We start from the raw sequence: 14,875 nt of genomic DNA on the forward strand, positions 1-14,875 counted from the left end.
AAAACCATCTATGGCGAAATTCATCTATCGAGCAGCGGTCGAACACCCGTATGTTTGTGATCGGAGACTGCTCAATGGCATTTCGATTCGTACACACCGCTGATATCCATCTCGACTCGCCACTGGGTTCGCTGGCGCTGCGAAACCCCGACCTTGCCGAACTCGTCGGCGACGCCAGCCGCCAGGCATTGATTTCCATAGTTGAACTCTGCCTGGCGGGGCGTGTCGATGCGCTGGTCATTGCCGGCGATCTCTATGATGGCGACCAGACGTCGATGAAAACCGCCCGCTTCCTGGCGTCGCAGATGACACGGCTGCACCAGGCCGGCATCAGGGTCTTCAAGATCCGTGGCAATCATGACGCGCTATCGCGCATATCGAAGCAGCTGGTTTTCCCGGACACGGTCACGATCTTCGGCGGCCGTGCCCACTCCGTGCTGCAGACAGCCGGCGGGCTTGACGTTGCGTTCCATGGCTTGAGCTTCGCGAGTCCCAAGGCGCCGGACAGTCTGCTTCGCAAATATTCAGCTCCGCGCGAAGGCGCGCTCAATATCGGCATCATGCATACGAGCCTGGGCGGATCGCCCGGCCACGACGCCTACGCTCCTTGCAATGTCGCTGACCTGCACAGCCATGGCTTCGACTACTGGGCGCTTGGGCACATCCATGTCCGCCAGGTCCATCCCGGGGCGAGCACCGTGGTGATGCCAGGAATTCCACAGGGCAGGGACATCAACGAGGCCGGGGAGAAATCCGTCACGCTGGTGACGATACGCGACGACCGCACCGTCGAGATCGAGGATAGGCTAACCAGTATCGCGCAATTCGAAAGGGTCAACGTCGACGTGACCGAAGCGGTGGAATGGTCCGAAGTCGTCGGGCGAGTCCGCTCCGGGCTCGAAGATGTGCGCGCCTCTGTCAGGTCACGCCATGCCGTGGTTCGCCTCGGCCTGACCGGGGCGTCACCTCTATCCTGGGCGCTGATCCGCGACCGCGACTTGCTGCTCGCAGAAGCCGAGCAGGTCGCGGAGCAGACGGGAGACACTTGGGTGGAGAAGCTCGAGCTGAACGTCTCTCCGCCCGCATCCCAGACATCCGAGGATGCCGCTGACCCGATTTTCGAACTCGCTCAATCCATGCGCACCGATGCCGGCTCGGAAGCCTTTCGCGCCGAGGCGAGGGCGTTGGTCCAGAAGATGGTCGCGGATCTTCCGCCCGACGGGCGCGATTTCGCCGGTAAGGACGAGGCTGAGCTGGAGCTGTTCCTCGACAGGGTGCTTGCCAACGGCGCCGACCTTGTCACCGCCCGCCTCAAGGCCGGTGGATCACAATGAGGCTGCGGCGACTTGATCTCATCCGTTATGGCAAGTTCACCGACAGAACGATCGACTTCGGGCCGAAACCGGAATCGGGTCCCGACCTGCATATCGTCTTCGGCTTGAACGAAGCCGGCAAGTCGACCGCGCTTGCCGGCTATCTCGACCTGCTGTTCGGCATCGAGGAACGCAGCCGCTACAATTTCCTGCACGAATATAGCGCGATGCGCATTGGCGGGGTGCTCGAACTCGACGGCGCGGAGCACACGTTTACACGCACGAAACAGCGCACCAACTCATTGTTGAACGCGAATGGCCAACCGGTCAGCGAGATGGCGATATCGGCACATCTGGCCGGCCTGTCCCGCGACGCATACGAGACCATGTTCTCGTTGGACGACGAAACGCTGGAAGCAGGTGGAAAATCAATCCTGGAATCGCGCGGCGACCTGGGCAAGCTGCTGTTCACGGCCAGCGCCGGCCTCGGGCACGCAAGCGATACTTTGAGCGTGCTTGAGGCCGAAGCAGACAGGCTCTATCGCAAGCAGGCACACGGAACCGAACTTGCGCTGCTCAAGAAGCGGCTTGCGGAACTTAAAGCCGGTAAGGACGCGGTCGACACCTTGGCGTCGACTTATGAGAGCCTTGAAGCCGAGCGTCTCGACGCGACGGAGAAATACGACCGCAGCATCGCCGAACGGTCGGTGCTGTCGGCCAGGCTCGACACCATCGCGAAGTATCTTCGCGCGATCCCGATCCTTGCCGATATCCGGCGCAAGCAAGCCCAACTGGCCGAGTTGCCCGAGATCGCTTCACCGTCACGGACCTGGACCGGCAGTGTCACTGAGATGATCGATGACGACGCCAGCCTGAGAACGCGGCTGACCGCGAGTGTGGAAGAGCTCGAACGGGTGACAACGAAAATCGCCTCGGTTGACGTGGACGCGGTGATCCTTGCGATTTCCGAACGGGTTCGCGGCCTGGCCGACCGCAAGGTGCGTCACGTCTCGGCCGGCCTGGACCTGCCAAGTCGCAGGACGGAGCTTCAAATCCTCGACAATTCCGTGGCGACCTGTCTTGCCGCCCTTGGAAGGTCCTCCGAGCCAGTTCCTGCCAAACTGCTCTTGCCTGCTGCAACCATTGGCGCTGTGCGCACCATGGTCGAGCAGCGATCCGGGATTGCTACCAGCGTGCGCGTTGCGCGCGAGGAGGCCGCGGCAGCCGCTGACGCGCTCCAGGCGGCACGCGAGCGGGTCGGCGAAGAACGGGCCGTGCCGGAGCCTGCCAGGGCAAGGCTCGTTTCGGCTTTGTCTACGGCAAAGGCCAGCGGCTACATGAGGGAGACAAAGGGGTCGCGCGAGGCCGCCGATGCAGGTGCAATTCGATGGCAGGCCGCGATCGCGCGTTTGCACCCCTGGTCGGGCGACGCTCAGGCACTGGCCAGGGTCGCCATTCCGAATGCTGCGCAGCTTGGCGCATGGAAGGCGCTGGCAGCAGAGCTCGGGAAGGGCAGGGGCGTCCTTTCCGATCGTCTTGCCGAGCACCAGGGCAATCACGACTTGCTTTCGGCGCGGCTGGAAGCCCTTCGTGCCTCTGTCGATGTCACCGACGATGATGCGGCCGACGTCATTCGGCGTGCCCGCGACGACGCCTGGGCAAGGCATCGCCATGACCTGACTGGGGAAACGGCGGATGATTTCGCGGCAACACTGGCCCGAGACGACAGTGTCGGCGCAGGCCGTTTGGCCAATGCCCGGGAACTGGTCGAAATTCGCAGCACAAACCGCAACCTCGCAGAAACCGCGGCCACCATCGCGCATGCGCGTGATAAACTTGCCCGCAACGGCTCAGATCGGGAGGCCGTGCTCTTGGAAATACGCACAGTCGCCAGAGAGCTGCTCGGACCGTGCCAGGAAACATCCTCCGAACAGCTGATCGAACTGATCGAGGATCGCATCGCTGCCCGCATCGATGCGCTCGCGGCCTGGGAGGAGATCGAGCTTTCGCGCAAGAAGGCCGAGCGGGCCGTTGATGAGGAAGGCCGAATACGCCTGGAGTTGAGCGGCGCGCTGGCGAGCGTCGGCGTCGGTTCGGATGCTGGTGACAGCCTAGAGACGGTCATGGCCGTGGCAGAGCTGTTTCTTAAGAGACAGTTCAAGGTGGACGCAGAGCGCACCGAGGCGCTCAAGACGGTTGGAACAAGGCAAGAGGATCTGGCCGCCAGGCGCCGCGCTGTCGAAGTCGCGGAGCGACGTGAGGATGAATGGCAGGCCGGCATTGCCGAAGCGCTCAAGGGGACCTGGCTGGAGAGTGGCATCTCGATGCCCGGCATGGGCGGCGTCCTTGATCAACTGGCTGAACTGTCCAAGAGCCTTCAGGACCGGGACGCCATGCAACTGCGCATCGAAAAGATGGTGGCCGATAGGGACAATTTTCTGGTCGAGGTTACCGCCGTTGCAGCCGATGCGGGCGAGGCGGACGACGACGAACCGGAACAGCTGGCGATCCGCCTTGCCCAGCGCCTGGAGCGCGCCGAGCGCATGCGCGAGGCCAAAGCAAGCCTCGTCAATGACCTGCAGCGCCTGCAGGATGGGCGTGAGATCCTCGATGCAGAGGTTTCGGCACATGAGCGCCGCAAGAACGAGGTCCTAAGCGTCTTTGGCGTGGCCACGCTAGCGGACGTCGTGCAACGCGATGAGCTGCTGCGCGACAGGGATCGCCTGCGCAAAACCGTGGCCGAGCTTGAGGAGCAGGTGTTTTCCGAGCTCGCGGTGGAAGGGTTCGAGCAGGCGCGTTCGATATTGGATGGTGTCGATCTCGACAGTCTCGCAATCGAGAAGGCGGAAGCCGAGCAACGGCTTCGCGCTTCTGACGAGGCAATACAGCACCAGCTCATTCGGCAGACGCGTGCGACCGACAAGCTGGACGCTATTGGCGGCGACAGTGCTGTTGCCCGCATAGATGCCGAACGGCGCACCGTCCTTCTGGAAATCGAGGAAAAAGCCGTCCGCTATATCGAGCTGAAATTGGGAATAATGTCGGCTGGCAATGCTTTGCGCGTCTACCGTGAACGTCATCGCTCCGGGATGATGGAGCGCGCATCGGACGCATTCGCCCTGATGACGCGCGGCCAGTACTCTGGCCTGACGACTCAGCCCGTGAAGGGTGGGGAAGTGCTCATCGCGTTGCAGCGCGACGGGCAATCCAAGGTCGCCGATGGGCTGTCAAAAGGGGCACGTTTTCAGCTCTACCTGGCGCTCAGGCTTGCAGGATACTACGAGTTCGCACAGTTCCGGCCCTCTGTGCCCTTCATCGCCGATGACATCATGGAAACCTTCGACCATGTCCGATCCGAAGAGGTTTTCAGGTTGTTTGGCGAAATGGCAAGTGCCGGTCAGGTGATCTACCTGACGCATCACCAGCACCTGTGCGAGATCGCCAAGACGGTTGTGCCGGGCGTAACAATCCACGAGCTTGGATAGTGGATTTTCCGCGGCCATTCGGACACAGGCTGTCGTGTGCGTCCCCCAGCGTGCCAGACCTAGCCTTGTGTTGAGTATCGAACCGGCCCTGAGAGACAAAAGCCCCTATTGTTCGTGAAAGGACTTCCTCGGAATGACCGAGAGCGACGACCCAGACATGGAAGGAAGCGGAGCAGGCGGTGCTTCGCTCGCCGGCTACGAGTATCAGATTGACGTTTCGGTCTGGCTGGCACTCGACCTCGTCCTCATTTCAAGATTGGCCGAAGATCTTGTGCTGGAGCCGGCAAGTCAGGAAGATCTGGAGATGGTGCTTGCTGACTCCGAGCCGGGGCGGCTCGTCAGTCACGTGCCGATGACGGGTTATACGCTCATTGTGCAGGCGAAACGTCGCGGAGGCGATGCATGGACGCCGACCACGCTCAAAACCCTGCTCGAGCATGGTAGCGATACGCGCAAATCTGCCGCCGAACGGTTGAAGGATCCGAACTCTCGCTATCTGCTTGTGACCAGTGCGGGCGTCAATGGCGAAGCGCGGAAACTCAAGCGGCGCAAAGTCGGGATCTGGCCCAAGCCGGCCGAGATGCCGGGCGTTATAGTCAACGGCATCGGCCACGACATATCCGGCCGCGTCGCGGTCGTTGCCAACCAGGATGATGAACGTCTGAAGGGAGACATAGATCGCCTCCTCATCGAAGGCTGTCGGGTTCCAAATGCCCAACTGGACGCTTGCCGCACCAGGCTTCGCGAAGATGCGCGAGCGAGGATTGCAGGAGCTGGAGCAGGGCGCTGGAGGCGCGAGGCGCTTGAAGCGGCTATCAGACGACACGAGGGTTATCTGGCGAGCGCTCCCGAGCTTGAAGATTATGTCCACCCCAACAATTGGGCAGATTTGCGGGCAGCAATGGCCAACAGGTCGGCGGCAATCATCATCGGCCAATCCGGTACCGGCAAAACGCTTGCGACCAAAATGCTTTATGATGAGTTGCGCCAAGACATACCCGGCCTGGCGCGCGTTCCGATCCGACTGGGGCCTTCGCAGCTGCGCGACGACACCACGCCGTCACCGGTTCTCTATGACATCGAGGATCCTTGGGGACGGTTCGACTTCGACCCGAACAGTCGTCCATGGAATGACCAGCTCGGTGATTTCTTCGCGGCCGCACGGCCGGACCGCATGATCATTGCCACGTCAAGGCTCGACGTCGCGTTGGCATCGGGCGCGCTGGGGATGTCCAAGTCCTGGGTCGTTGCTCTGGAGGCAGAGAACTACGGAAAAAAGGAAAGGCAACGGCTCTACCGTGCCAGAATCGATAGTCTGCCGCGTGACCTGCAGCCGCTTGCCCGCAGCGCCGAGGGCCAGGTGCTCGACAATTTGGCGACACCACTCGAAATCCAGAAATTCTTCGACGCAATGCGGACGGAAGATCGTGACGGACTTAAGAATCCACCTGGTTTTGTCGCCGGGGCCATTGATCGCGCCCACCAAAATTCAATCGAACAGACGGTCATCGAGCAGATCGAGAAACGCGACGACGTACGCGCCGCGACGGTGGTCTGGGCATTGCTCGTAGCGAACGACAAACTAACACGCACCGTGCTCAGAGAAATCGAAGACGGTCTCGCCGATCTCAATGCAACGATGGCGAAAGGGGTGTCGCCCCTGGTGGACTTTTTCGTTGCCGCCCGCAACCTGCGGCAGAGCGACGGAGGGATCGTTACCTACTACCATCCACGTGTTGAAGCCGGCATCGTACGAACCCTTGAAAGGCATCGGCAAGCGGTCCGCCTCACATTGCGTTCGCTGATCGACTTCCTTGTTTCGGATTCCGGTCCCGACGCGAAGTGGGGCGCTGGCGCTGCCGCGCGCGTGCTCTCGCAAGCCGATAGCCAGTTCGGAGTGAAGCCGAGCGATGCCGCCGCTGCCAGGGTCGATGCCTGGCTGGAGGCTCGGCTTGGCGAAGGCGGGAAGGAGTTCCAAACGCATCTCGACCTTGCCGCGCGTGCTGGCTCCGCCAAGAGCAACGGCGCCGAAACCGCGCGCTTCCTGCTTAATCGTCCCGACAAATCATTTGGTGGCATGATGAGCTGGGGGCGGCCGGAACATACCCCCGATTGGTACGAAGCACGTGTGAACACCCCGGCGACGAAACCCTTGGTCGAGACCTTTATCCGGACGCTTGTGCCGGAAGATCGGACTCATTACCAAGCGTCGTTCGCCGACGAACTCACGCGGCTTTCTCCAGGGTTGGAAGCCGCATTTCTCGATGCGGCCGCTACCGCAGTCTACTACGGCTACACGCCATCCGCGGATGCGATCGCACAGGGGGCATTGAACGATATCGAGGGCTTTGAAGCGATTGTCGACATCGCGGTTGACGTCTTGACACCGACGGACAAAGCCTTGTCCGACGCTTCGGAAATCCACCTCGATATCATCAACGGGGTGTACAGCGACGAGCATGCACAGCACCTGTCTGACAATGATGATGGCATTACTGCGAGCGAGTTTTTAGATGCCTACGTTGAACGCGTTCGCCAGAAAAAAGGCTGGCGACACGTCGTCCAACACCGACATGCCGAGTGGCTGCGCGTTTATTGGATGCGCACTCTTGTGGCTCAGGCACGCCACGGTCGCGTTAATGCGGATGAGTTCGCGGGGGCTTTCCAGGCGTGCTATGGCACCAAGGAGGAGGACGACCTGTGGTCGGCACTCCTAAACGCCTGGAACCCCCAGTATCGAGCGGCGCTTCAAACTCGGATCCGGGAAGGTTCGCCGAAGCTTGGCACCGAGCACGCGGCGCTGGCTTGCCTGCTCGAGCACGAACCGGCGACGTTCGGTGCGATCGTGGCCGACCTTGCCAGCCGTGGTGCGCACAACCGGTTGATTGAGATCGGCCGCGAGGTTGCCTACCTGCATCGCGACCGCTTCGGCGAAGGCCACAAATATATGAGCGCTGCCCAGGCCGCTGTCATACAGCTGCCGCATCCGTTTGACGATATTTGCCGTGCTGACCTCGCGCTGGACGATGGCAACGTCCCGATCCTCAAAGAGGCAGCCCATAAATTGTTGTCCGAGGTTGACAAGCCGAGTGATCGACTGCGCGAATTCCGGCTGGAGCTCGACGCTAGCATAAGTTTGCCGATCGAAGAGGACATCCAGTGGGCACTCGCAACAAGCGATGATTCCGATAATATCGCCGTTCTCGCAATCGAGGCGGCGATCCGGCGTGGCATGAGCGAATTGTTGGAAGAGTCGCTCAATCACCGTTTCGCCCATGTTGCGGCGCGTGCGCTGACAGCCATTGCCACCCCGCTCTCTGCGCCGCTCCCAGAACGCCTTCTGGCGCTTGTCGGCCACCGCGCCAGCCCCGTCCGGCGTGCGCTTGCTGACATGCTCAAAGCCAAGCCTCATCACGACCACCGAACAACGCTGATCAAGCTTGCCGGGGACGATTGGTCAAAATCATCGATGCAATACGGAAACGACACCGACGACTATCCAATCGCGCAGGTGGCGGTCGAGGCGCTGCTCGAGCTTGGCACCCTTGGCGTCCAAGAAGAAGCCACCCTGTTTGCTATCGCCATCGACACGTCGGATCCGGATGTTCGCGACGGCATTTTCTTGTTGTTGGCAAAATCCACGGTTGCGATGCAAAAGAAGCTCCTCGACCTGGCGATTCAGCCGGGCAGCGCGCGGGTTCGTTCATCGGCAGCCTGGGCGCTGCTTCAGGCCATGGAGGTGATCGATCAGAGCGTGATCGACGCAATAACGCCACAGCTGCTTGCCACGCGGTACGAGCCGGTAGCATCGGTGCTTACTCTGCTCATGGCGTACCGCGGCGCAATGCCGAGGGTGCGCTCGGCAGCGGAAGAGCTGGCGGCCAATTCCAAGCGCCGGGCACTTGTGCTCCTGATGATCTGGATGCTCAAAGATCGCGACCGGCATGTTGCCGAGGAAATAGGGGCGATGCTGCCCGCAGGTCACCAAGGCGTAGCATGGGCATTGGGCGCCACGCTTGCCAAAGTCGACGATAAGACGATTGCCGATCTTGGGGATCATGCGGTCTGCGCGGAAGTCCTGGGCTATATGAAGATCAAGCCCGATCAGCCCAAGCACAACGCGAGAGGCGTCCGAAAGCGCAAACGCACCAGATAACCGGTGTGCAAATCTGATCATATTCGCTGCGCGGCGGTGTAGTCTAGATCTGCCGCCAAGCGCCGGCGACAGGGTCCCATCGACCCCTGGCACCCTCCGGCATGCCGAGGCTGGTGATGACGGGTCCAAAGAAGCGCCGCAGTTCTTCCTGCAGCTGTGAAAACGGTGGCGGCACGAGTCTCGGCGGCGTTCGGCGCAGAAAGCCCGTCCACAGTCCGCGCCGTTCGGCGATGGCGGCGAAGGCCTCGTTCAGGCCCACAGGCATGCTGGCAGGGAAAGCCGTCTCTCGACGCCGAAGCGTGCCACCGACCGCTTCGACCATGCCGGGCAGGTCGAAGGGGAAAGTGCGCGTCGTGACCCAGATGTCGTGGAAATCCTTGATCCGGCCGTTCGCCTCGCCGAAACGGACCATCGCTTCGAACTTTTCGGCGACAACGGTTTCAGGTGGGTACATCAGGATACTGGCCTGTGGCAGACCCGGTAGCAGGTTGGGGAAATTCTCACGCTTCGGCGACGGATAAACGTGGTCGCCGAAGCCGACGTCAACCAGCACCGGGATGACCGCCCCGGCCAGGTGTCCTTTCAGGCTCAACCGAGCCCCCTGATCCTTGTCGGCTTCACGGACCGGCTCGACCTTCAGTGTGGTGGGGTCAAAAACGATGCCATCGTCGGGGACCTCCATCTGACAGATGCGTGTGAAGAGTTGGGCAAGGGCGGCGGGGTTCGGGTCGCCATAGCCGAGCAGGTCGAGGTCGCCGGTGGGTCGAAAGACATGCTGGGGCCAGGTGACGAACAGCATCGCTCCCTTCAAAACATAGCGCTCCGCGGCCTCTGTCCGACTGAGGCGGAATAGCAGACGCTCAATGGCGTAGCGCGTCAGAACGCGTGCGAAATCGTCACCGTGCTGTTTGGCGTGTGCGTACAGCCTGGCCCTGATCGACGCAGCCTGATCCTTGACGATGCCGCCCGTCATTGCATGGCCTTGATAAACGGCTCCATCCGGCTTGCGACCCGGTCAATAGCCGCGAACTTCATGAGCTCGCTCGGTGTCGTCTTCCTCTGCCGCAGGGCATCGCGGAGTGCTTCAATCGCGACATCCTCGCCAACGTGGCGGCAATGCTTGAAACAATCGGCGACGGTTTTTGCCACGCCGTAGATTGGCACCTGCACACCTTCCACCTGGACGTGCTCGACACCCGCTGCAAGAACCTCGCCGGTCGCGCGGACAATTTCGAGCCGCGGGCCTGTCACATTCGGCGTGCGGGCCTTATGAGGTATTGTCATCCACACGGCATGCGGCAACTGGGTGGTCAGCTCGTGCTGACGAAGGGCGCTAATCAGGCTGACGACGCCGTTCGGAATCAGACGCACTGCTTCGGCCAGATCATGCGCGACGTCTTCTCCGACGCGCTCGGGATCTTGGTAGAGGCCGCGGCCGAGGCGGACTATGTCGCCAGCGTCGGCAAGACGCTTCAGGTAGACCAAGGGAATGCCGACCGCCTTGAAGTCGCGCGCGCGCGCAATCCCTCGAGCCCTGGTGATGCTGAGAGCGCGCTCACGATAAGTCATACGATGTTCAGCCATTTGTTACCTATTGTCGGCAACAATCCTCAATTGTCAACAAAAGAGAACAGTTGGCAAATCTTCACTGATGTCATATATATTCTATGACCATGGTTTCGTCCAGCTCCCCAGCCGATCTCACACCCAAGCACGTGCGGGCGGCACGCGCCCTCCTCGCATGGTCGCAGCAAGATCTGGCGAAGGCGGCAGGGGTGGCGACATCGACCGTCGCCGACTTCGAGCGCGGCCAGCGGACCCCTGTGGCAAATAATGCCCAAGCCATCCGCGGCGCTCTTGAAGTGGCTGGCATCCGGTTCCTGCCCACTGGCGCCGTCATTGGGCCGGCCGTACCTATCATCACCAGGTCAGAACGTCCCGGTTCACCGATCAGATGGGTGAGCGCTGAAGATCTTTCGGACTGGGCCAACCGTACTGACGGTGCGGTCAGCCTGCCGACACTCCTGGCACATCTCATCCATGCCACCCATGGTCCGGCGGCCCGACTTCGCTTCCCCGCCGACGAAGGCGTCCGGCATCCAGGCTGGGACGGACGCACTTCGACCGAAACCGGAAGCGTCTATGTTCCTGAGGGCGACGCCGGCTGGGAGATCGGCACTCAGCGCAGCAACATTGCCCAGAAAGCTCATGAGGATTACCTGAAGCGAACGGCCAATCCAGCACCGCTCGACCCTGCCAACGCGACTTATGTGTTCGTCACCCCGCGCCATTGGCCGCAAAAGGACGCGTGGGCGAGGGCACGCCAGGCTGAAGGTCCTTGGCGAAAGGTCCTCGCCCATGACGCCGACGACATGGTTCACTGGATCGAACAGACGCCCGCCGTCGGGCTTTGGCTTGCGACACGACTTGGCAAGCGACCGCCTGGGACGCTGGAGCTAGAAGAGGTTTGGCAAGAATGGTCACTGGCGACCCAATGGCCGCTGACCGAGGATCTGGTTCTCAGCGACCGCGATCAGGATGCCGCAGAGGTCCTGCGCTGGCTTCGCGGCGAGCCGTCCGTCCTTTCGCTCCAGTCGACCACAATCGAAGAGGTGGTGGCGTTCTTTCACGCCACCCTCAATGAGTTGCCGGTCGACCTGGCGGATGCGTACCGCGCGCGCTGTCTCGTCGCGACTACCGCCGCTGCCGCACGGGCCCTTGCCAATGCGCCCGCACCTCTGATCCTGCTGCTGACAGAGCCCGAGCCCGGCTTGGCTAGAAGTCTTGCGGCGCGCGGCCACTATGTCCTGCAGGTCTACGACGAACGGCCGGTCTCGCGCGGGGAGGTCCGCACGCTTGCCCGCCCATCACGCGAAGGGATCGCCAGCGCCTTGACGGCGGCGGGCATTGCCGAGCCGCGCGCCGAGGCGCTCGCCCGCGACAGCGCCCGCAACCTCGCCGTCCTGCGCCGCCTGATGCCTGGAGCTCCTGGGCGACAACCAAAATGGGCGCAGGAGTCGCCGCCCCACGCTCTGCTGGCAGCGCTTCTGGCTGGGGGCTGGGATGAAAACGCCGAGGCTGATCGGGCTCTGCTCTCGGAGCTCGCCGATCAGCCTTACGACGCGGCAATCGCTTCGCTGGCGCCCTACATCGGGCAGTTCGACAGCCCGTTGCAGAAGATCAACTCGACCTGGCGCGTCACCTCTGCGTCCGACGCTTGGTTTCTGCTCGCGCAGAATCTGACGAGCGCTGACATCAAGCGGTTCGAGGCTGCGGCGCACGATGTCCTCGGATCGTCGGACCCGCGCTTCGATATGGATTCCGACGAGCGCTGGATGGCGGCCGTTCGCGGCATCCACCGGGACCGCTCGGGCATGCTGCGACACGGCATCGGCGAGGTACTCATCCTGCTCGCGCTCCGGGGTGATTGGGTTCGCATGGTGCCCGACGCCGGACGACGGGCCGACGCCATTGTTGCCAAGCTGCTTCAGAGCGCCGATCAGCGGCGCTGGTGGTCGCTCTCCCGCGACTTTCGCCTGCTGGCCGAGGCCTCGCCAGGCGCCTTCCTGACGGCGATCGAAGACAGTCTCGACCAGAACGATCCGCCCATTGGCGCCCTGTTCGGCCACGACGAGGGTGGACTATTCGGCGCCGAGCATTTGTCCGACCTGATGTGGGCGCTGGAATCTCTCGCTTGGTCGCCCGACTGGATGCCGCGGGTAACACACGTCCTGGCGCGCCTGGACGCCATCGACACCAAGCCTCGCCACTATGCAAATGGCCCAGCCAACAGTCTGCGCGAAATCCACCTGCTATGGAGCCCGCAAACCTATGCCACGCTTGATGAGCGGCTTCGCGCCTTGGATTTGATCCGCAGGCGGGAACCGGACGCCGCCTGGAAGCTGATGGCCGGCATCCTGCCTCAAGGGCACGACACCTCGACCCCATCACCCATGCCGCGCTGGCGCGACTTCACTGTCGATGATGTCGAGACGGTAACCTGGGGACTGATCAGGCGGGGAACTGCCGCGATCAGCGAGCGCCTGCTCGCCGACGTCGGCCTGAGTCCAGAGCGGTGGTCCATTCTGCTTGATCGTCTTGGCGATCTGGCGCCAGACCCGGCCGCGGCGATAGAGGCGCTTGAGGCGGCGGAGCCGCGGATCACGGACAAGGGCGATCGGGCGGCGTTCTGGAACAAGCTGCGACTGGTGCTCCACCACCATCGACAATTTCCGAACGCCGAGTGGTCCTTGCCGATCGCAGTATTGGATCGACTGGAGGCAGTCTACGATCGGTTCGCGCCCGCCGATCATCTGGAGCGGACTGCCTGGCTTTTCCAGCAATCTGTCCAGCTCCCGAAGCCTTCGGAGGCGGGCTGGGAAGCCGAACAGCGGGATGTCGACACCGCACGGCAGAAAGCCGCAGAGGCGGTCTATGCCGAAGGCGGGATTGCGGCTGTGCTATCACTCGCCCGACTGACCGGCGCCGCCGGCTATCTCGGCAAGGCCCTCTACGACAGCGGGCTATCAGCGCCCGACGTCGATGCCCTGCTCGCAGCGACCATTCGCAGCGACGACGACCACGAGCGAAGCGTCGCACACGGTCTGATCATCTCTGTTTTCCGAGATCGGAAGGAGGCTTGGGCGGCAGCGTTGATCGCCAAGGCGAGAGCTGAGAACTGGGGCAATACCGCCCTGCTGACGATTCTCCTAGCCCTCCCGATTGCTCGCTGGACCTGGGACCAGGTCGCCGCGATCGGAGGCGAGATCGAAGCGACGTATTGGCGCCGCACTCCGGTATTCTGGATGAGCGAAGACAGCGAAGACGTCGCCTATGCCATCCGCAAACTGATCAGCGTTGGTCGCGCCCGGCATGCGCTGCCGCTGGCGGGGCGCGGCAATAAGGTTCATCTCCCGACCGACCTGTTGGTCGAGGTGCTGCAAGAAGCCGCCAGCCAACCCTCCCAAAGCGATGGTGGCGGCAACGAGGCGACCATGTTCCAGCATCACGTCGCCGAGATTTTGCAACTGCTCGACGAGCGCAGCGATGTTGACCAAATCGCTCTGGTAGCCCTGGAATGGAAGTACCTCCGGCTGCTTGAGCACTCCCGCCGACCGGCGAAGGTGCTGCTAAGGGCGCTCTCAAAACAACCGTCGCTGTTCATCGAAATGCTGCGTGCCGTCTTCAAGGCCAGCGAGGAAAGCGGCGTCGTCGATCCCGAACCAGAAGACCCTCAGCATGCGCGAGCCGTCGCCACCCAGGCTTACCGCCTGCTGGACCTCTGGGATCAAATTCCCGGGACACGTGACGATGGCGCGATCGACGTAGGGGCGCTGGAGGCATGGATCAAGGAGGCCCGAGCTCTGTCCAAGGCAGCCGGGCGGGAGGATATCGCCGACAGCCGTATCGGCAACATGCTGTCGGCGTCGCCGATGGGTTCGGATGGCATCTGGCCGGCCGAGCCCATTCGGGAGGTACTTGACCTGTTTCGTAGCAAGCCGATGATCGAAGGCTTCCAGGTCGGCAAGAGCAACCGGCGCGGCGTCACCACCCGCATGCCTCGCGACGGCGGTGAACTCGAACGCCAGGAAGCGGCGATGTACCGGGCGTGGGCAAAGGCGATCGCCTACGAATATCCCCATACCGCCAAGGCGCTCGATACCTTGGCCGATAGATACGACTGGCAGGCGAGGCAACACGACGAAGACGCCGAGCGCCTGGATTGGCAGTCCTAGGCGTCCAACAACCGAAAAGACGTCTGCGCCGTCGCTTGGGTGGCCGGCGATGATCCACTTTCGAGACATAGCATCTCAGTTTGCTCAGCTTTTTTACCACCGAACGGTTATTTTCCATGAGCGTACCTTGAAATTTCACCAGTCGGTGATATTTGTCGACTATGTTCTGCAATATTACTGATCGGT

6 protein-coding genes are annotated in these 14,875 nt (G+C 62.1%); 4 read left to right on the forward strand and 2 right to left on the reverse strand.

Features of this window, described 5'->3' with window-relative positions; genetic code table 11:
- Window positions 1-74: 74 nt before the first annotated feature.
- The 3 genes from AC56QX_RS37190 to AC56QX_RS37200 all read left to right on the forward strand — a co-directional run bounded on the left by AC56QX_RS37190 (window position 75) and on the right by AC56QX_RS37200 (window position 8,954).
- The gene (locus AC56QX_RS37190) at window positions 75-1,334 is read left to right on the forward strand and encodes a metallophosphoesterase family protein (protein ID WP_497118777.1); all 1,260 of its coding nucleotides are present in this window, start codon (window positions 75-77) and stop codon (window positions 1,332-1,334) included.
- Entirely contained in the window at window positions 1,331-4,798 is a 3,468-nt protein-coding gene (locus AC56QX_RS37195; RefSeq protein ID WP_497118778.1) for an ATP-binding protein, read from the forward strand. The genes AC56QX_RS37190 and AC56QX_RS37195 overlap by 4 nt, the downstream gene beginning before the upstream one ends.
- Before the next feature lie 133 nt (window positions 4,799-4,931).
- Complete coding sequence (locus tag AC56QX_RS37200) at window positions 4,932-8,954, forward strand: hypothetical protein (RefSeq protein ID WP_497118779.1); 4,023 nt, start codon at window positions 4,932-4,934, stop codon at window positions 8,952-8,954.
- A 43-nt stretch (window positions 8,955-8,997) separates the two neighbouring features.
- Here the strand turns inward: AC56QX_RS37200 and AC56QX_RS37205 are convergent, their stop codons facing one another.
- A complete protein-coding gene (locus AC56QX_RS37205) occupies window positions 8,998-9,927 on the reverse strand; it encodes a nucleotidyl transferase AbiEii/AbiGii toxin family protein (protein WP_497118780.1) in 930 nt (309 codons plus the stop codon).
- Window positions 9,924-10,538: a type IV toxin-antitoxin system AbiEi family antitoxin domain-containing protein gene (locus AC56QX_RS37210; protein ID WP_497118781.1), complete on the reverse strand. Its 615-nt coding sequence runs from the start codon at window positions 10,536-10,538 to the stop codon at window positions 9,924-9,926. Before AC56QX_RS37210 ends, AC56QX_RS37205 begins: the two co-directional genes overlap by 4 nt.
- A 191-nt stretch (window positions 10,539-10,729) precedes the next feature.
- Here AC56QX_RS37210 and AC56QX_RS37215 point away from each other — a divergent pair, with 191 nt between their 5' ends.
- Window positions 10,730-14,689 (forward strand): XRE family transcriptional regulator, encoded by a 3,960-nt coding sequence (locus tag AC56QX_RS37215; RefSeq protein WP_497118782.1) that lies wholly within the window; start codon window positions 10,730-10,732, stop codon window positions 14,687-14,689.
- The last annotated feature ends 186 nt before the right edge of the window (window positions 14,690-14,875 follow it).

It is taken from the genome of Mesorhizobium sp. RCAM 06353 (genome assembly GCF_059683585.1).

Coding starts and splice junctions, on each gene's coding strand:
- AC56QX_RS37190 (WP_497118777.1), top strand. CDS start 75: ATGGCATTTCGATTCGTACACACCGCTGATATCCATCTCGACTCGCCA.
- AC56QX_RS37195 (WP_497118778.1), top strand. CDS start 1,331: ATGAGGCTGCGGCGACTTGATCTCATCCGTTATGGCAAGTTCACCGAC.
- AC56QX_RS37200 (WP_497118779.1), top strand. CDS start 4,932: ATGACCGAGAGCGACGACCCAGACATGGAAGGAAGCGGAGCAGGCGGT.
- AC56QX_RS37210 (WP_497118781.1), bottom strand. CDS start 10,538: ATGGCTGAACATCGTATGACTTATCGTGAGCGCGCTCTCAGCATCACC.
- AC56QX_RS37205 (WP_497118780.1), bottom strand. CDS start 9,927: ATGACGGGCGGCATCGTCAAGGATCAGGCTGCGTCGATCAGGGCCAGG.